Source organism: Actinosynnema sp. ALI-1.44 (assembly GCF_001984155.1).
Lineage (GTDB): Bacteria > Actinomycetota > Actinomycetes > Mycobacteriales > Pseudonocardiaceae > Kibdelosporangium.
In genome coordinates this window covers 434,456-454,596 of the sequence record NZ_MTQO01000046.1, presented here as the reverse complement: position 1 = coordinate 454,596, position 20,141 = coordinate 434,456, and the positions used below count along the sequence as shown (strand labels likewise).

Sequence of the window (20,141 nt, the reverse complement as noted above, 5' to 3'; positions counted from 1 at the left end):
GTCCTCTGCCTGTGGGTGGCAATGGTTACGACGATCGACGTACGCCATTCGCCCAGGACCGCGCTTCTCGACGTAGCCGACCGCGCCGCTGGTGGGAGTTGTGCCTTCGCGTGGAGACCTATGATCGCGGCATGTGGGACGGCGTCATTTCGCTCCGTCCGCCGGTCTGGACGCAGGATGTGCTGTTGGCGCTGTTCGTGGCCGTGATGCAGGTGCACGGCACGGTGGTCCGCAACAGCGGGGAGCTGGTGCTGCGTCCCCTCGCCGACCTCGGGAATCTGGGGTACGTGCTGGTGGCCGCCAGCGGTGTGGTCGTGGCTGTACGCCGACGCTGGCCCGTCGCGGTGTTCGTCGTGACCGCGCTCATCAGCATTGCTTACTATGCTCTCGATTTCCCGGACGGCCCGGGGTGGCTCGGACTGTTCGTGGCCATCTACACGCTCACCGCGCTTGGCGACGGGCACCGTTCGCTGATGGCGGCCGGTGCGGGAATCGTGGTACTGGCTGCCTGCTGGCTGGCGCAGCCACCGACATCGAACCACCGGCCGCCATCGGCTGGGTGTACTTCCGAATCGGCGCTTCGGTCATGAGCGCAGCCCTCGGCGAGAGTGTCCGTTCCAGGAGAGTCATCGCCACCGAAGCACTGAAACGGGCCGAGCTGGCCGAACGGACCCGCGAGGACGAAGCGCGAGCCCGGGTCAGCGAGGAACGGCTCAGGATCGCACGCGACGTGCAGGGCACCGTCGCACACGCCATCTCCATCATCAACGTCAGGTCGGGCGTCACCGCGCACATCCTCGACACATCCTCGGCGTGCTCCACGACGACACCGACGGCCGCGCCCCGCGCCCAGGGCTCGGCCAGATCGGCGAGGGTGGGCAGCGCCGTGTACCGAATCCTGCAGGAGTCGATCACCAATGTGATTCGTCACGTCGGTCCTACCCGCGTCACTGTTGAACTGGAGTACGGCGCTGGTGCCGTGCGGATCATCGCCTCGCGTGTGGTGTTCGTGTGCACTCGCAACGCCGCGCGGTCGCCCATGGCCGCGGCGGTGTGGAGCGAGCACAGCGCGATCCCGGCCAGTTCCGCCGGGACACACCCCGGCTCGCGGTTGAATCCCCGGCTGGTCGCGCTCGCCGACCGGCACAGTCTACGCCTGGAGCGGGACCACACGGCACACGTGCACGACGTCATCCGGCCGGACGACCTGGTCGTGGTGGTGTGCGACAACGCGTACGAGGAAATGGGGGATGCCTCCGTGCACTGGTCGGTCCCCGATCCGGGCCCGGTGGACACCGACGAGATCTTCGAGGACGTCCTCGCGCAGCTCGCCCACCGGGTAAGCCGTCTGGTCACGATGGTGAGCGCGTCATGACCCCGCCCTGATTGGCCGCAGTAGACGGACGGAGCGGCCCGCCGCACGTCAGGAACCGGAGACATGGAAGATCTCCGCCGAGGCTGGTTTCACGGTCCTCATTGCTCACCATTGTGGTGACCGTTCCCAGGTTTCGTTGCCGGGCGGTTGCGGGTACTGGTCCTCTGTCGTCTGCGTCCGCAGGTGTGATGACCAGGTGGGGAGGATCTGCCGTGACAGATGGTGGAATCGAGGATGCAGCCTTGTCGGCCGATCGGCACGAGGAGGTCACCCGCCTCCGTGTTCGCGTCGACGAGCAACAGCAGCTCCTGGACGGGGCAGCCGAGAACATCAGACAACTACGCGAGGAGGTCGAGGGTCTCCTCCAGCGTTTCGATGACCCGTCATCGTCCCGGTGACACGCCGAACACGCAGCCGCTAGAACGACTGCCGGTCGCGTTCCTGTTCGACGACTGCGTCCAGATCGGACAGTCCGCGCAGGCCTCGCAACGGTTGAGCCATGCGGTGGTTGGCGCGTAGTCGCGGTTCGTTGCGGTGAAGGAATGTCCAGTAGCCCGCGGTGAAAGGACACGCGTGGCTGCCGAGACGGGTGCCCGGGTCGTACGCGCAGGGTCAGCAGTGGTCGCTCATCCGGTTGATGTAGGCGCCGCCCGCCGGATAGGGTTTGGTGGCCACCACACCGGTCAATCTGGTGTCCACGCATCTCCGCAATGCCCGCCGTGCCTCGTCGTGGGACGCCGCGAACAGTCGCGGGCCGTCGCAGCCGACGGGGTCGATCCGGCCATCGGCGACGAGTGCGTCCAGGTGTTCGCGGACCTCGGCGTCGATCTCGTCCTCCCTCGGCCGATACGGCCGAGGAACGTCCGAAGTGGCCCGTTGGGGTGGACGGTCCCGGTTGTCCTTGTCGAGGTTCCACCGGCCACCGACCGGTTCACCGTCCGGGTCGACCGTCGTCATCGCTCCATTGTGCGGTCGGACGACGGTTTCGGCCGTGTAAGCCCTCAGCTCAGCGCGTCAAGTCCGTGCTGCCAGCGTTGCCGTCGCTCCGCGGAGTCCTGATCCCACCACGGAGTGCCGCGCTCGCCCAAGGCGACTTTGGCGGTGTGCACGCGTGTCCGGGCTTCCTGCTCCGCTGTGGCGTCCTGGCGGCGGCGGGCCGCGCCGACATCCCGGCGCGCCCGCATCAGCAGGCTACGCAACCGGGCCGCCACCTCCGCCGGGATCTCGGGGTCCGTCGCACGCCACCGTCGGCCGTCGACCACGATGAAGCGCCCGTCCGGCGTGCGGTCCGGCTCAACCATCCGTGCGCCGCGGCAGCCGGATCCGGATCGGCCCCCGCCACTCGCCGTCGGGGTCAAGCAGTTGCCCCGCTGGGTGAGCCGCACCTGGCCGGTCCGGGCGAGTTCCCTGGCCAGGTCCCGGGTCTGGGACAGCGCGGGACGCCAGGCCTCGGTCACCGCCCTCGCCGCGTCCGACGGACACGTGCTGCTGTGCTCGCCCCGCGCGCTGGCCAAGGCAAGGATGGCGGCCCGCAGCCGTTCGGCCAGGGCCTCGGCGGTCAGCGCGATCCGGGCCTGGTCCGCGCCAGGACCGTCACCATCCCGAATCCGCTCCAGTTCCTGCCGGGGCCCGGCCCGATCGGTCATGCCACCAGGGTCCCACCGACCGGCTCACCCCGCCCGACGTCGCCCAGCAACCCCATGATGCCGGGACCCCGCACCTTCGAGGAGAGCCATAACACTCGCCCAAGAGCTTCGCTGGGAGCCTGGATCGAGTATGTGCCATGGGGGTTGACACGTGGTGGCGCGAATCAAATGGTCATCGGATCGGAACATCCCACGAATCACACTTCTGGCGGTTACCTCAGCCAATGTGGCGAGTACTGTCTGCGTTGTCTGATATTGACGTCGGGGTGTGTAGGCGTACGGGCTCGGTGTTGAGTCACGTACAGGTCAATTGGTCCACTGTATAGCATATCGGAATATGCGACTGCGGTCGTCCGGCTGTCGCGCCTTGGGGCGGCGGCGTTTCCGGCTCGGTCGTTGACGTCGGGTTTTGTTATACCATCGGCCGCCTTGGGCGCCGGGTGCTTGACTGCGTTCGATCATTCTAAAGTCACCGGGCGACTGCGGCTTTGATCAATTGTGAACACATCCAAAATGGTCACTTTGCTTCGCGGCTGACGAAAGGGCAAATGATGACGCGTACGTCGTGGTCGGCCCGTGAGTTATGCGGCTGGATCGTCGAGCGTCTCTCCGCCGGAGCGCGGAACGAAATCGATCCCGACGCCCCCTTTGCCGAACACGGGATGGATTCGTCGGCGCTGACCGCGCTGGCCGCCGAATTGGCTGAGCTGCTGGACCGGCCGATTTCGCCGACAGTCACGTGGCGCCACCCGAGCCCGGCCCTGCTCGCGGCTCATCTGGCCGGAGCCGGTGTGGGACCGGACCCGTCGTCGGCGCGCGGAGTTCGAGCGGGCCAGGACCACGACGAACCGATCGCGATCGTCGGCCTGTCCTGCCGGTTGCCCGGTGCACCGGATCCGGGGGCGTTCGGCGAGCTGCTGCGTTCCGGCACCATGGCGATTCGGGACGTGCCCGCCGGGCGGTGGCCGGGCACGTCGGCACGCGGTGGTTTCCTCGACCGGATCGATGCGTTCGACGCGACCTTCTTCGGTCTGTCGCCCAGGGAAGCGGCGCACGTCGATCCGCAGCAACGGTTGATACTGGAACTGGCGTGGGAGGCCCTGGCGGACGCGGGCATCCCGCCTGGCACGCTCGGCGGCAGCCGCACCGGGGTGTTCGTCGGCGCGATGTGGGGCGAGTACGGCGAAGGCATCCGAGCCGATCCGGGATTGATCTCCCAGCACACGCTCTCCGGCGGAGACCTCAGCATCATCCCGGCACGGCTGTCCTACCTGCTGGGCCTGCGCGGTCCCAGCCTGCAGGTCAACACCGCCTGCTCCTCCTCGCTTGTCGCTGTGCACCTGGCGATTCGCGCTCTGCTCGACGGTGAGTGCGACCTCGCCGTCGTGGGCGGGGTGAGCCTGATGCTGGCCGAGGACACCTTCACCATGCTGCGCGAACTGGGCGCGCTCGCCCCGGACGGCAGGTCGAAGGCCTTCGACGCCCGAGCCGACGGATACGGCCGGGGTGAGGGCGGCGGCGTGGTGGTGCTGAAGCCGTTGGCACGCGCTCTCGCCGATGGCGATCCGATCTACTGCGCCCTGTTGGGCAGTGCGATGAACAACGACGGCTTCAGCAACGGCCTGACCGCACCCAGTCCACAGGCACAGGAAGACGTCCTGCGCGCGGCCTACGAGCGCGCCGGGATCCTGCCGCGCTCCGTCCAGTACGTCGAAACCCATGGTACCGGGACAAAACTCGGCGACCCGATCGAAGCAGGCGCATTGCACGCCGTGCTGTGCGACAGTCGCCCGCACATCGGCCAGCCACTGGTACTGGGGGCGCTCAAGGCGAACATCGGCCACCTCGAAGCGGCGGCGGGCATCGCCGGGCTGATCAAGGTGGCGCTGTCACTTCGGCACCGGATGCTTCCCCCATTGGCCGGGCTGACCGAACCGAACCCCCTCATTCCCTTCTCGGACTGGGGACTTCGGCTGGTCCGTGAGTGCGAGCACTGGCCGGCCGACAACACCGGGCAGCGGCTGGCCGGGGTGAGCGCCTTCGGCTTCGGGGGCACCAACTGCCACGTCGTGGTCGCGGACGCGGACGACGACCCGGTGGAACTGCTGCCCCTGTCGGCGGACACCGAGGACGAACTGCGCGCGAACCTGGACGCGATTCGGCGCGACACGCGGCCGATCTCCCAGCTGTGCGCACAGGCCGCCGCAGCGGACCGGCAGCGCGCCCATCGTCTCGCGCTGGTCATCCGCGACAGGCATGAGCTGACGACCGCTGCGGACACCTTTCTGGCGGGCAACGACGCTCCCAACGTTCTCCACGGACGGTATGACGCTCCGAGAAGAACAGTGTTCTCCTACGGCGGCCAGGGTTCGCAGTGGTACGGCATGGGGGCGGCCTTGCTGCGCGACGAACCGGTCTTCCGTGCCGCGGTCGCCGCGTGCGAAACGGCCTTCGCCCCGTACGTGGACTTCTCCCTGGTTCGGTTGCTCACCACCGAACGCGACTGGACTGACGTCACCGAGTTGGTGCAACCGGCGATTTTCGCCATGCAGGTCGCGCTCACCGCACTGTGGCGGTCCTGGGGTGTCGAACCTGACGCGGTGGTCGGGGTGAGCATGGGCGAAGTCGCCGCGGCACACGTCGCCGGCGCGATCGACCTGGACACCGCCGCACTGATCATCTGCAGGCGGAGCCGCGTCGCGGGGACACTGCGCGGCCGGGGCGCGATGGCGGTCGTCGCTCTGTCCGAAGCGGACACTGTGGCACTGCTGGACACGCGAGCCGACCAGGTGTGGATCGCGGGTGTCGCGGGACCGGCCTCCACCGTCATCTCCGGCGAGGAGCGAGCGGTGACCGGCATCATGGCCGAGTTGACCGCGAACTCGGTGCGCTGCGGGCAGATCGAGGTCAGTTACGCTTCGCACAGCCCGTACGTCGAGGACATTGTGCCCACGTTGCGGACCGAACTGGCCGGGCTGACCTACCGCCCCTGCCGTCTGCCGTTCTACTCCGCCGCCACAGCCGGGCTTGTGGACGGCGAAAGCCTGGACGCCGAGCATTGGATCAGCACCGAACGGACGCCATGGCGGTTCTCCGCCGCCGTTGAGCTCCTGCGTGCCGCCGGACATGACGTCTTCCTCAGCCTGGACCCCCATCCCGTGCTCCGCGAGGCGATCCAGCAGCACGGTGTGCCTGTGCTGCCGTCGCTGCGGCGTGACGACCGCGGGCGGCACACGTTGTTCACCGCGCTGGGCGCTCTCTACGCAGGAGGACTTTCCGTTCCATGGCAACGGGTTCATCCCATCGACCAGGACACCCCGCAGGTGCTTGTGCTGTCCGGCCGGTCGGTGGAGGCCGCACGGGAGACGGCTCGCCTGACCGCTGACCTGGTCGAGGCCGACGACGGTCTCCGGCTGCGGGACATCTGCTACACCGCCGCTGTTCGTCGCACACACCACGAGCACCGGATCTCGGTGACGGCCCGCAGCCGCACCGAGCTGGTCGCGTCGCTGCGCGCGGCCGAGACGGGACAGGTGGTGACTGGCGTCTCGGCAGGCCACGTGGCGCCGGGGGAGCCACCGGGCGTGGCGTTCGTCTTCGCGGGACAGGGGTCGCAATGGCCGGGCATGGGCAGGCAGTTGCTCGCCGAAGAGCCGGTGTTCGGCGCGGTCATCCAGGAATGCGACGAGCTGCTGGCTCCGCTGGCCGGCTGGTCGGTCACCGAGGAGCTGGCCCGGCCGTCCGAGACAAGCAGGCTGAGCCGCACCGAGATCGCCCAACCGGCGCTGTTCGCGGTCGAAGTGGCGCTGGCCCGGCTGTGGCAGTCATGGGGTGTGTTCCCGGCCGCCGTGCTCGGTCACAGCGTGGGGGAGATCGCCGCGGCGCACGTCGCGGGAGCCCTTTCCCTTCCCGAGGCGATCAACCTGGTCCACCTGCGCGGCGACCTGATGCGACGAGCCACCGGCCCCGGTGCGATGGTCGCGGTGGACCTGCCGGAGACGGCGGCGGCCGAGCTGATCAGCGAGCACCCGGACCAGCTCGCCATCGCGGCAGTGAACGATCCGGGCTCGGTGGTTGTCTCCGGTGCGGCCGCGACGGTGGAGGAGCTCGTCGCACGACTGGAGAAAGACGGGGTGTCGTGGCGCCGGCTGCGCGTCGCGCACGCCTTCCACAGCCCGCTGATGGAGGACGCCCGGCGCGAAATGGCCCGCCTGCTGGGTGACCTCACACCACGAGCGGGCGACATCCCGATGTACAGCACCGTGACCGGTAGGCGAGTACAGGGAACAGAACTGGACGCGCAGTACTGGGCGCGCAACATCCGCGCCACAGTGCAGTTCGCCGCTTCGGTCGCGTCCGCCGCCGCGGACGGTCATCGAGCTTTCCTGGAGATCGGGCCACATCCGGTGCTGCGGGAACACCTGCGTCGTTGCCTGCCTGCGTCCGGCATGGCGGTGGCGTCGCTGCACCGAGCGGCAGACGAGCGCGAATCGCTGCTGCGCGCAGCGGGATCCCTGCACACCCAAGGGTGCGAACTCCGTTTCGGGCGGATGTTCGACGGCACCGAACGGGTCGTCGCTTTGCCCGCCTACCCGTGGCAGCGAGAACGGCACTGGCTCAGCGCCACGCACCCACCGGCCGAGGAGGAACGGGACCCGCTGGCGGATCGCCTGTACACCCTTCAGCTGCGGTCCGCCGAGAGGGACGACACCGAGCCCGCACCAGAGGGCTACTGGGTGGTGGTGGCGGGGGACGAGAGCATCGGCGGCCCGCTGGCCGAGGAACTGCGTGCACGAGGACACGCTTGCCTCGTGGCCTCCGTCCGGAATCTCGAGCAGACACTGGCGGGAAAGGACGCCGTCGCCGGACTGGTGTGCGTCGGGATCGACGCCGCGTCCGTACCCCAGGTGGCGCGGACCCTGCTCGCGCTGGCCACCCGGGAAGTACCGAGGCTGTGGCTGGTGGCCCGCGCCGTGGGTGAGCGGCCGGAGTCGGTGAGATCCGCGGCGCTCTGGGGCCTCGGCCGGACGCTGGCACTGGAACACCCGGAGATGACGTGCGCCAGGGTCGAACTCGGCGCGGTCGCCCAGGCGGGTGAGGTGGCGCGGCTGGCTGATGAGGTTCTCGGTCCCGACGGCGAGCGCGACCTCGCGATCGGCGATCGGCGACGGGTGGCCCGATTGGTGCCGTTGCGCCTGGCCGAGGATTCGGTGCGGCTGCGTGAGGACGTGACCTACCTCGTCGTCGGTGATCACGAACAGCTCGGCCCCGCGGTGACCGAATGGATGCTCGCACGCGGTGCGCGGCACATCGTGCGGGCAACGTCGGAGAACGCGCTCGGGCATGTCACTGACCTCAACCGGTCCGGCCCACCGCTGAGCGGGATCGTCTGCGTCGACGACACAGTCGCGCAGTCGCTGCACGAACGCACGCTCGACCATTCGCTTGACCTGTTCGTGGTGTGTTCCCCGGCCTCCGGGCTGTTCGGCCATCCAGGGCAGCCGGCGGTGGCGGCATCCAGTGCGGTCGCGGCCGCGCTCGTCCGTCACCGGCGGGCACTGGGCCTGCCGGGCCTGCACGTGAGCATCGCACCGGAGGACCTGGCGGCGCGGGGACTCGGCGCGGTCGCGGCGCCGGACGTGGCGCTGGCCCTGGGGCGCGCCCTCACGGCCGAGGTCGACGAGATCGCGGTACTCGACCTGAACCTGAGGCACTGGTACGAATCACATCCGAGTGCCGCGGACCTGCCGACGCTGTCCCAGGTCCAGCCGCAGCGCCAGGTCATCCGGGCTTCGTCGACCCCGCGGGAGTTCGCCGCGGCGGACGTGGCCGACCGGCCCGGGTTGCTGGAGGAGCACCTCCGCCTGCAGCTCGCTCTCACCCTGCAGGAGGATCCGTCCCGCCTGCACCGGCTGAGCACCTTCAACGCACTCGGGCTGGGTTCCCTGATGGCGGTGGAACTACGCAACCGCCTGGAGTCCACGCTGGGAGTGCGGTTGTCGGCGACCGTGACCTTCCAGCACGCCACGATCGCCGCGCTCGCCGAGCACCTCCTCGGTGAGCTGCACTTGGCCGAGCCCGCGCCGCGCGAGGCGGCCCCCACCGTCACCGGGCGGGCGGCAGAGCCGATCGCGATCATCGGCATGGGCTGCCGCCTGCCGGGTGCCTCCGGCCCCGCTGAGTTCTGGCGGTTGCTCGACGAGGGCACCGACGCGGTCACCGAGGTCCCGGCCCAGCGTTGGGCACACACAGGCGCCCAGGACGGCGCCGCGCGCTGGGGCGCGTTCTTGCCCGCTGTGGACGGTTTCGACGCGGCGTTCTTCGGCATCACGCCACGGGAGGCCAAGGCGATGGACCCGCAACAGCGCCTGCTGCTGGAGGTCCTGTGGGAAGCCCTGGAAGACGGCGGGGTGCGGCCGAGCAGCCTCGCCGGTTCGCGCACCGGCGTGTTCGTGGGCGTGGTGGTCAACGACTACGACCGGGTGAGCACCTCGAACCGCGACATCTACACGGTGACAGGCAACGGACATTCCTTCCCGGCGGGAAGGCTGTCCTACCAGTTCGACCTCCAAGGCCCGAGCATGACCGTCGACACGGCCTGCTCGTCCTCACTGGTGGCGGTGCACCTGGCGTGCCGGAGCCTGCGAGACGGCGAGAGCGAGATGGCGCTGGCGGGCGGGGTGAACCTGATGCTCGACCCGGACATGACCGGCATGTTGGTCACCTCCGGGGCGTTGTCGCCTGACGGCCGTTGCCGGACGTTCGACTCCCACGCCAACGGCTACGTACGCGGCGAGGGGTGTGGAATGCTCGTCCTGAAGAGGCTTTCGGACGCCGAGGCCGCGGGCGACCCGGTCCTCGCGGTGATCCGGGGCTCCTCGGTCAACTCCGACGGACGCTCCTCCGGCATCACCGCGCCCAACGTGTCCGCGCAGAAGTCGTTGCTGCGCCAGGCCGTTCACGATGCACAGGTGTCCGGAGAGGACATCGGCTACGTCGAGACCCACGGTACCGGCACCCCGCTGGGTGATCCTGTCGAGATCGCGGCCCTCACCGACGTCGTCGGCAGACCTCGCGCCGACGGCTCGGTGTGCGTGCTCGGCGCGGTCAAGACCAACATCGGGCACCTGGAGGCAGCCGCCGGCGTGGCCGGGCTCATCAAGATCGTGCTCGCGCTGCGACACGAACGAATCCCCGCCAACCTGCACTTCCGAACGCTGAACCCACGCATCGAACTCGACGAGACGGCCCTCACGCTGGCGACCCGTCCCGTGCCGTGGCCCGCCACGGCGACCCGTCCCCGGCTGGCCGGGGTCAGCTCCTTCGGCATCAGCGGAACCAACGCCCACGTGATCGTCGGAGAGGCACCGGCGGCAACCGGTACGGCGGCTGAGGACGCGGACGTCTTCGTCGTGCCTGTCTCAGCCGGTGATCCGGTCGCTCTGGCTGAGCTGACCGAGGCCTACCGGCCGCTGCTGGCCGACGGCAGCGGGCTCGCCGACCTCGCGCACACCGCGGCCGTGCGCAGGGAGCACCACAGGCACCGCGCCGCGTTCGTGGCCGATTCCTCCGCTGTCCGCCGGATCGAGACGGCCACCGGCAGGCAGAGCCCGCCGAGAGTGGTGTTCGTCTTCCCCGGGCAGGGTTCCCAGTGGCTCGGCATGTGCCGTGAGCTGCTGGCGGACGAACCGGTGTTCCGGGAGGCCGTGCAGCGCTGTGACACCGCGATCCGCCGGGAGACGGGCTGGTCGGTGATCGACGAACTGGCCGGTAGCCCGGCAGGCATCGACGTGATCCAGCCGGTGCTCTTCGCCGTGTCGGTCGGACTCGCCGCGCTGTGGCGCTCCTGGGGTGTGTCCCCGGACGCGGTGGTCGGCCACAGCATGGGCGAGGTCGCGGCCGCGCACGTGGCTGGGGCGCTGAGCCTTGCCGACGCGGCTCGGATCATTTGCCGCCGAAGCAGGTTGCTGCGCAGGCTGAGCGGTCAGGGCACGATGGCGGTGGCCGAGTTGCCCCGCCCTGAGCTGGAACGAGTGCTCAGCGGGCGTCCCGGCGTCTCGGTGGCCGCGAGCAACAGCAGCCGAACGACTGTGTTCGCCGGGGACGCGGGCGAGATGGACCGGGTGGTGGCCGAGCTGACCGCGTCCGGTGTCTTCTGCCGCCGGATCAAAGTGGACGTCGCTTCGCACAGTCCCCAGGTCGACCCGTTGACCGACGAACTGCTGCGGCAACTCGACGGCATCGAACCGGGACCGTTGGTCACTGCGATGTACTCGACGGTGACGGCGCGACTGGGTGCCGGCGATGACCTCGATCCCGGCTACTGGGTGCGTAACCTGCGCTCGCCCGTGCTCTTCGCCGACGCGATCGAGCCGTTGATCGCCGACGAGAGCACGGTTTTCCTCGAACTCAGCCCACATCCGATCCTGTTGCCCGCGATCGAGGACGAGGGCGGTGTGGCGTTGCCCTCGCTGCGGCGCGAGCACGGCGAACGGCGTGTGCTGCTGGAATCATTGGGTGCCCTGTACGTTCTCGGCGCGTCCGTGGACTGGTCTGCTCTCTACCCGGCCGGACGGACCACCGCGTTGCCCACCTATGCGTGGCAGCGGGAACGGTACTGGATAGACCGGCGGCGGGTGCCATCCCGGCACGAGGGCGGTCATCCGTTGCTTGGCGCTCCGCTGCAGATCGCCGGGCAGGCAACGCGTGTATGGCATGGAGAACTGAGCGCGGAGGAACCGGCCTACCTGACCGACCACCGTATCGACGGCGCGGTGGTGCTGCCCGCGACGGCCAGCGTCGAAATGGCGTTGGCCGCACTGGGCCCCGAGTGGGAACTGGAGGACGTCGGGTTCGAACGGATGGCCGTGCTGAGCGAAGACAGCCCGCACCAGGTCCAGTTCGTGGTGACAGAGGAGGAGCGAGGCCGGGTGGCGTTCCAGCTGTTCGGCCGCGCCACGGCGGAGGAGGACTGGACGCGGTGGGTGAACGGCAACGCCCGAACCGTCGCATCGCAACCGCCTCCACCCGAACCGCCCGCGCCGCTGCGAGAACGGTGTACGTCCGAAGTGGACGCGGACGGTCACTACACCGCCTGCGAGGAGCGAGCACTGGAGTACGGGCCCGCGTTCCGGGGCGTCACCGCCCTCTGGATAGGTGATGAGGAGGGTGGCGGGCACGTCAGACTGCCGGTCGACGCCACGAACCACCGCTGTCACCCCGCATTGCTCGACGCGTGTTTCCAGCTGCTGGGCGGCGTGCTCATCGACCAACGACAGGTGGCGCGAGGAATCGCTCTGACACCGGTCGCAGTCCGGCGGTTGCGTCTGCACCGGACACCAGGCGACCAGGTGTGGGTGCGCGTTCGTCTCGACCCCGGGGGAGCGGACGCGGGTGACCTGGTGATCGTCGACGAGCAGGGCGAGGTCCTGATCGAGGTGGAAGGGCTGGAGGTCCGCAGGCTGCCGGGACGGCAGCCCTACGCCGACTGGCTGTTGCGGGTGGGCTGGCCGCGAGTCGACCGACCGTCCCATGAGGACGTCACCGGCCGTTGGGTCGTGCTTGCCGATGCGGGCGGTGTCGGTACCGCCTTGGCGGAAGGACTACGTGCACGAGGCGCGTCCTGCTCGTTGACCACACCAGAGAACCTGCACGACGCGCTGTCCGGCGGTGGCATCGCCGGAGTGGTCGATCTGACCACTCTGGACATTGCCACCAGTGCGGCAACGACCGCCGACACGTTGATGGCCGACGGGCACCGGGTGGCAGGCACACTGGACGTGGCGCGAACCATCGTAGGCACGCGGCTACCGGACACGCCGCGGCTGTGGCTCGTGACTCAGGGAGCACAGGCCGTCGGGGACGAGATCGGTCCTGTTCGCGTGGCGCAGGCCCCGCTCTGGGGCCTGGCCCGCACGCTGAGCGTCGAACACCCCGAACTGGCCGCCGTCCGAGTGGACCTCGACCCGGTTTGGACGCCGGAGCTCGCGGCCGGGGCGCTGCTCGCCGAACTGGGCGTCGACGGCGAAGACGAGGTCGCTCTGCGTGCCTCCGGACGGCACGCCTCCCGCGTGGAGCCCGCTGTGTTCGACGCCCCGGCAGCGGAACCGGAGTTCGGCGCGGGTACGTACCTGATCACGGGCGGCCTCGGTGGGCTCGGCATCGACCTGGCGCGCTGGCTCGTTGACCACGGGGCCACCCATCTGGTGCTGCTGGGCCGCGGCGCGCCAGGCACCGAGGCGAACGCGGCCATCGAAGACATCCGCGGGAGCGGCGCGACCGTGCTGACCATGCGCGCGGACGTCACCGATCGGGCCGCGTTGGCGTCGGTGTTCGCCGACGTCGACCGCCGGATGCCCCCGCTGCGCGGTGTCGTGCACGCGGCGATGGTGCTGGACGACCGCACGGTCGCCGAACTCGACGTGGAATGCTTCGACCGCGTCATGGCGCCCAAGGTGTCCGGCGCGTGGAACTTGCACGAGCTGACCAAGAACCGGCACTTGGACCACTTCGTGCTGTACTCCTCCGCGGCGACGCTGCTCGGTTCCCCGGGGCAGGCCAACTACGCGGCGGCGAACGCCTTCCTCGGTGCGCTGGCCCGGTTGCGCCGCGGCATGGGCCTGCCCGCGTTGTGCGTGGACTGGGGACTGTTCGCCGAGGCGGGACACATGGCCGACCGCGCCGACGCGGGCCGCAGGCTGGCCGGTCGAGGGATCGGCGCGTTGACACCCCGGCAAGGCACCGACATCCTCGGCCGACTGCTCGGTGGCGATCTGACCCATGTCGCCGCCGTCGACGTGGACTTCCGGCAGTGGCTGGAGTTCTACCCGGCACTGGCGCGTTCCTCGTTGTTCACCGACGTGGGGCAGGGCGGGAGAAACCCCGTCGCGGACTCGCGGTTCACCGATCGGCTCGCCGCCGCCGCGCCGGACGAGCGGCTCAGGTTGATCGAGGAACTGGTGCGCGGTCAACTCGGCCAGGTCGTGCAACTGGAGCCGGACACCGTCGACCGCTCGGTGCCGTTCACCACGTTCGGCGTGGATTCACTGATGGCACTGGAACTGCGCAACCGGCTCGAAGCGGCCCTCGGCCTGAGGCTGCCTGTCACCCTGCTGTTCACCGCGCCGACAGTCGCGTCGCTGGCCGAGCACCTGCTGGACCTGGCCGTGCCGACCGAGCCGGAGTCGGATCTGGCCGGTGCCGGTGTGGACGAACTGCTGGCGTTGATCGACGACTCGGTCAGCCGGACCACCAAGGGGATCCGCCCATGAGCGAGGTCGAATCCGTCTACCGCGCCCGCCTGGTCGCGGCGGCCACCGCGCTGCGCGACATGGAGGGCGAGCTGGAACGGCTCCGGCGCGACCGGCACGAACCGATCGCCATCGTCGGTATGGGCTGCCGGTTTCCCGGCGGTGCCGACGATCCCGCCGCCTACTGGCGACTGCTGGACGAGGGTGTGGACGCGGTGACCGAATTGCCGCCGCCCCGGCGCGCGGCCGACGATCCGGGCACGGAGACCACTCGTCTGGCGGCCTACCTGGACTCGGTCGACTCGTTCGACGCGGAGTTCTTCGGCATCCCCGCACCTGAGGCTGAACGGCTCGATCCGCAGCAACGACTGCTGCTGGAGGTGGCCTGGGAAGCGCTGGAGGACGCCGGAACACCGCTGCGGCGGCTCAACGGCACCAGCACAGGTGTGTTCATCGGCATGAGTACCAACGACTACCTGTTGCACGCCGCACGCTCAGGCGGCCGGGACAGCTACACGGGCACGGGGACAGCGCACGCGTTCGGGCCCGGCAGGTTGTCCTACCTGCTCGGTCTGCGCGGCCCCAGCCTGGCTGTGGACACGGCCTGTTCGTCTTCGCTCGTCGCGGCACACCTCGCCATGCGCAGCCTCCGTGACGGCGAAAGCGACCTGGCTCTGGCCGGTGGGGTCAATCTCATCCTCGACGACTTCGTGACCGACGTGGTCGCGGACCTCCAGGCGCTGTCCCCTGACGGGCGGTGCCGCACGTTCGACGCACGCGCCAACGGGTTCGTGCGCGGAGAGGGCGCCGGTGTGGTCGTGCTCAAACGGCTCGGTGACGCGCTCGCCAACGGAGACCGGGTCCACGCGGTGATCCGCGGGTCGGCGGTCAACTCCGACGGCCGGTCCGCCGGGCTGACCGTGCCGAACCCCGCGGCCCAGAGCGACCTGCTCCGCCACGCACTCGCCGACGCGGGTGCTCAGGCGGATGACGTCGGATTCGTCGAGACACACGGCACCGGCACCGCGCTCGGCGACCCGCTCGAGTTCGAAGCGTTGACCGACGTGTTCGGCGCGTCTCGTGGCGACGGCTCCGCGTGCGTACTCGGCGCGGTGAAGACCCAGATCGGCCACCTGGAGGCCGCCGCGGGCGTGGCGGGCCTGATCAAGGCGGTGCTGGTCCTCCAGCACAGGAGGATTCCGGGCAACGTGCACCTGACCACGGTGAACCCCAGGATCCGGCTGGACGGCACCCCGTTCGTCATCCGGCGGGACGCCACCGACTGGCCAACCGGCACGACCCTGGCAGGCGTCAGTTCGTTCGGGATGAGCGGCACGAACGCGCACCTCCTGCTCGCCGAGGCCCCACCGGCAGCGTCGCGCGAACCGGTGACCAAGCCGGTACTCCTGCCGTTGGCTGCCCGGTCCAAGGAGGCGCTCAGCGCACTGGCGTCGGCTTATGCGGACCGTCTGGAGCAGGAACCGTCAGCGGTGCGCGACATCGCGTACACCGCCGGGTTACGCGGTGACAGCCATGAGTGGCGATGGGCGGCAGTGGGTACGTCGGCGGCGGAACTGACCGGTGCCCTGCGTGCCTTCGCCGACGATTCGAGAGCCGGGACCAAGGCCGGGCCTGAGCCGAGCCCGGTCTTCGTGTTCTCCGGTCAGGGCACGCAGTGGATCGGCATGGGCCGCGAACTGCTTGCGGCCGAGCCGGGGTTCGCCACGGTGTTCGCGGAATGCGACAAGCTCGTGGGGGAGCACACGACCTTTTCCCTGACACGGGAACTGATGGCGCCCGCCGAGTCGTCACGGCTGGCCGACACCGAGGTGCTGCAACCGATCCTCTTCGGCATCCAGGTGGCGTTGAGCGCGTTGTTGGCGCAATGGGGTGTCCGGCCAGGCGCCGTCATCGGCCACAGCGTCGGAGAGGTCGCCGCGGCGCACGTGGCAGGGGCGCTGCCCCTTCCCGACGCCGCTCGTCTCGTCGCGACCAGAAGCCGGATCTCGGCTCGGGCGAACCGTTCGGGCGGCATGGTGGCGGTCACCGCGTCCGCCGACGATGTGCGCGCGATGCTGAAGGAACCCGACGCTGTCGCTGTCGCCGCGATCAACGACAGCGGCTCCACTGTCCTTTCCGGTCCGGCCGAGGCGATCGGTCGGGCGGTCGAGGAGTTGCGCGGACACGGCGTGCCGTGCCGTCGGCTGCCTGGCGACTACCCCTTCCATTCGCCGGCCATGGTGCCGTTGGCCGAGGAACTCGGGCGCGAGATCAGCGACATCGGCTGCCGTCCGACGACCTGTCCGATGTTCAGCACCGTGCACGGCAAGCAGGTCGAGGGTACGCGGTTGGACTCCGGTTACTGGGCGGCGAACCTGTGCGAGCCAGTGCGGTTCGCCGACGCGGTGGGCGCCGCCGTCAACGCCGGGTACCGCGTCTTCGTCGAAGTGGCGCCCCACGCGGTCCTGGCGCGACACATCGACCGTTGCCTGGACGACGGCAGCGTGCGGGGCGCGGTCGTGCCGACCCTCCGCAGGGACAGCGCCGAACTGCCCGCCGTCCTCAGATCGTTGGCACGGCTGTACACGCTCGGCCACTCACTGGACATGGCCAGCCTGCATCCGCACGGGCGGGTCGTCTCGTTGCCCGGCTATCCCTGGCGCCGCCAGCGCTACTGGCTGTCCGGGCGCCCCCCGAGCGCACCGGTCTCCACCACGCCGACTCCGACGGACTGGCCTGACGCCGTGGCCGCTTTGCCTGCCGCGCAACAGCTTGATGTCATCGAGCGAGCCGTGTGCGCTGACGCCGCCACGGTACTGGGCCTGACCGGCGCGGAAGAGGTCCCCGCCGAGACCGCGCTCACGATGCTGGGCATGGACTCGCTGATGGCGGTGCAGTTGCGGCACGAACTGGTCAACCGGACCGGCCTGCCGATCCCGGCCACCCTCGTGTTCGAACACCCCACTCCACGAGCGATCACCCACTACATGCTCGCTCTGCTGCGCGAGCGGACTACGACGAAGGACGCGCCATGAAGGTCTACGGATCCGCCATCAGCTCGGTCACCCAGAAAGTGCTGATGGTGTTCGCGGAGAAAGGCCAGGAACCCGAACTGGTCGAGGTCGACCCGCTCAAGGGCGAGGACAAGGCGCCGGAGCACCTCGCCCGGCAGCCGTTCGGGGAGATCCCGGTCCTCGACGACGACGGTTTCGTGCTGTACGAGTCGCGGGCGATCATCCGCTATCTCGACCAGCGGCTGCCGGGTCCCTCGCTGACCCCGGCCGACCTGCGGGCGCGAGGGTTGATGGAGCAGTGGATCAGTGTGGAACAGTGCGAGGTGAGCGGTCCCGTCTGGGAGATCGTCCGCGCGGGTCCGGTCTACGACATCCTCCGAGCCAGCGACGCGGGCGGCCTGTACCCACCGCCGCCGCAGGACGCGGGAGCCGCCGCCCGCGCGCACCTGGAACGGGCTTTCGACATCGTGGACACCGCACTGGCCACCCAGGAGTTCCTGGCGGGCGCGGAGTTCTCGCTCGCCGAGTGCACGTGGCTGCCGTACCTGAACTACTTGTTCGCCTCCCGGCACGGCCATCTGGTGACCGACCGTCCGAACCTCGCCGCGTGGTGGCAGCGCGTCAGCACCCGGCCCACCTGGCAGCGGGTCGGCAGGGTGCTGGAGAGGGCGAACTGATGGTGGTCGTGGCGCGGCAGGCGACCGAGAACGACCTGGCGGCCATCCTCGTGGTGGAAAGTGACTGGGAGCCTTCGCAACGAGCCACCGAGGAACAACTCCTGGCGCGACTGCGCGCCTTCGGGGAGGGGTTCTGGCTGTTCGAGCAGGACGGCGATGTCGTCGGCACGCTCATGGGTTTCCCGATGCGCTACGACCCCACCGAGGTGTCCCGGCTGAGCAGTTGGGACGTCGTCACGGCTGACGGCTTCTACCCGCCGATCGATATGGCCAACGCCAACGCCTTCTACCTGGTGGCGGGCTCACTGCTGCGCTCCGCACGCGGCGGCAGCGCCTACCAGGTGATGATGCGGACACCGGTCGAGCTGGCCGCCCGCCTCGGGCTGGACTACGTCCTGGCAGGCGCGAAGATTCCCGGCTACGACGGCTACTGCCGCAGATACGGGGAGATCGACGCTCGGGACTACGCCTTCGGCACGCTCGCCGGTTCCCTGCTGGACCCGCTGCTGGCGATGTACCAGAGCTTCGGATACACCGTGCCGGACCGCGACCACGTCATCGAGAACTACTACCCGGATCCACCGAGCCGGGACCACGGCGCCATCGTCGTCCACCGCGTGAACAGCGATCGGATGCCCGATTCGGACCGTTGACCCGACCTGCGTCACAGATGAGGAGACATACGCATGGAGCACGTGGACACGCTCATCACCCATGCTCACATGTTCACAATGCGCGGCGACGGCGTGGGATATGTGAAAGACGGGGCGGTCGCGGTCAAAGGACAGCGCATAGTGGCGGTGGACACGACCGGTGAACTGACGCACCGGTTCACCGCCGAAGAAACAGTGGACGCCACCGGCCATGCCCTGCTACCAGGGCTCATCGACGCACACGTGCATACCGCGCTTGCGGTGATCCGCGGCGTCGCGCAGGACGTGCGCGGCTGGTTGGAGAAGGCCTATTGGCCGTTCTACAAGCAGATCACGGACAAGGACGTGGTCGTCCGCAGCATGGCCTGCGTCCTCGAAGGGCTCAAAGCCGGGACGACGACCTTCGTCGATTTCGTGGACCCGGCCGCGGAGTGCGCCGAGGCGTACGTCGCGTCCGGAGTGCGCGGTCGACTCGTCGCCCAGTTCAACGCGTTGACCGCGGATGAGCAGCTGACTGGGCTGTACGCGCTCGACCAGGCCGCGGGCCACGCACGACTCGCGGAAGCTGCGGCGTTCGCGAACACGTGGAACGGCTCCGAGGAGGGGCGGATCACGGTCGTGCTCGGGCCGGTCGCGCCGGACCTCGTGCTGCGGGAGCACCTCGTCGAGACGAAGCGAGTGGCCGACCGCCATGGACTGATGATCAACATGCACGTCGCCCAGGGTGATCGGGAGACAGCCCAGATGCTCCAACGCTACGGCCAGCGCACCGTGGCGTACCTCGACGAGCTCGGCTACCTGGACGACCAGTTGATGGCCGTCCACCTCACCGTGGCGACCGAGCAGGAAGCGGAGTACATGGCGCGCAACGGCGTCAGCATGATGCTGTGCTCCAGTGCCATCGGCCTCGTCGACGGCGTCGTCCCGCCGTCGATCGCCTTCCGGCGAGCGGGCGGCTTGGTGGCACTCGGGTCCGACAACGGCGCGTGCACGATGTTCAACGAGATGCGGCTCACCGCGTACTTCAACAAGATCCTCAAAGCCGACCCGACGGTCATGCCCGCGTGGGAGGTCATGCGCATGGCCACCATCGACGGTGCCCGCGCGATCGGCCTCGGCGACCAGATCGGCTCGCTGGAAGTCGGGAAGCAGGCCGACCTCATCACGGTGGACCTGAGCGGCGCGAGTCTGGGTCCCGTTCTCGGAGAACCGGTGCGCAACATCATCCCGAACCTGGTCTACTCGGCGCGGGGAACCGAGGTGCGGATGGTGATGGTCGCCGGGCGCGTGCTGATGCGCGACGGCGAGGTGCTCACGATGGACGAGCGCTCGGTCCTGGACGACGCGCGCGACGCGGCGCAGGCCATCGCGGACCGCGTCGCGGCCAATCCCGCACATCGGGATCTCGTGCTGGTGTCGGCCACAAAGGACGGGCGGCTCTGACCCCGCGTTCACAAGCGAGTCGGATAACCGGTTGAGCACACTGGTGAGGTCGTGACACGCTGCCGACGGCCGTGGGCGGCATGC

At 69.4% G+C, this 20,141-nt stretch carries 9 protein-coding genes; 7 read left to right on the top strand and 2 right to left on the bottom strand.

What is annotated here, in order from left to right; genetic code table 11:
* Positions 1-131: 131 nt before the first annotated feature.
* Positions 132-590 carry a DUF7134 domain-containing protein gene (locus ALI144C_RS54620; protein ID WP_076989538.1) on the top strand — a complete coding sequence of 153 codons (459 nt, stop codon included), beginning with the start codon at positions 132-134 and terminating at the stop codon, positions 588-590.
* A complete protein-coding gene (locus tag ALI144C_RS54615) occupies positions 587-1,375 on the top strand; it encodes an arsenate reductase/protein-tyrosine-phosphatase family protein (protein ID WP_143230842.1) in 789 nt (262 codons plus the stop codon). The genes ALI144C_RS54620 and ALI144C_RS54615 overlap by 4 nt, the downstream gene beginning before the upstream one ends.
* A 612-nt stretch (positions 1,376-1,987) precedes the next feature.
* Here the strand turns inward: ALI144C_RS54615 and ALI144C_RS57705 are convergent.
* Both ALI144C_RS57705 and ALI144C_RS57700 read right to left on the bottom strand, forming a co-directional pair.
* Positions 1,988-2,332, bottom strand: a complete 345-nt coding sequence (locus ALI144C_RS57705) for a cryptochrome/photolyase family protein (protein WP_076989536.1) — start codon at positions 2,330-2,332, stop codon at positions 1,988-1,990.
* 44 nt (positions 2,333-2,376) lie between these two features.
* Positions 2,377-3,021, bottom strand: coding sequence for a DUF3253 domain-containing protein (locus tag ALI144C_RS57700; protein WP_083753352.1), 645 nt, complete (start codon positions 3,019-3,021; stop codon positions 2,377-2,379).
* A gap of 551 nt (positions 3,022-3,572) precedes the next feature.
* Here ALI144C_RS57700 and ALI144C_RS24915 point away from each other — a divergent pair.
* From ALI144C_RS24915 to ALI144C_RS24895, 5 genes are read left to right on the top strand one after another with little or no spacing between them, the layout of a single operon-like run.
* Positions 3,573-14,291 (top strand): type I polyketide synthase, encoded by a 10,719-nt coding sequence (locus tag ALI144C_RS24915; RefSeq protein ID WP_168211339.1) that lies wholly within the window; start codon positions 3,573-3,575, stop codon positions 14,289-14,291.
* A complete protein-coding gene (locus ALI144C_RS24910; protein ID WP_076989534.1) occupies positions 14,288-17,305 on the top strand; it encodes a type I polyketide synthase in 3,018 nt (1,005 codons plus the stop codon). Before ALI144C_RS24915 ends, ALI144C_RS24910 begins: the two co-directional genes overlap by 4 nt.
* Positions 17,302-17,961, top strand: coding sequence for a glutathione S-transferase family protein (locus ALI144C_RS24905; RefSeq protein ID WP_076989533.1), 660 nt, complete (start codon positions 17,302-17,304; stop codon positions 17,959-17,961). Before ALI144C_RS24910 ends, ALI144C_RS24905 begins: the two co-directional genes overlap by 4 nt.
* Complete coding sequence (locus tag ALI144C_RS24900) at positions 17,961-18,614, top strand: hypothetical protein (protein WP_076989532.1); 654 nt, start codon at positions 17,961-17,963, stop codon at positions 18,612-18,614. The genes ALI144C_RS24905 and ALI144C_RS24900 overlap by 1 nt, the downstream gene beginning before the upstream one ends.
* A 33-nt stretch (positions 18,615-18,647) precedes the next feature.
* Positions 18,648-20,057 (top strand): amidohydrolase family protein, encoded by a 1,410-nt coding sequence (locus ALI144C_RS24895; RefSeq protein WP_076989531.1) that lies wholly within the window; start codon positions 18,648-18,650, stop codon positions 20,055-20,057.
* The last annotated feature ends 84 nt before the right edge of the window (positions 20,058-20,141 follow it).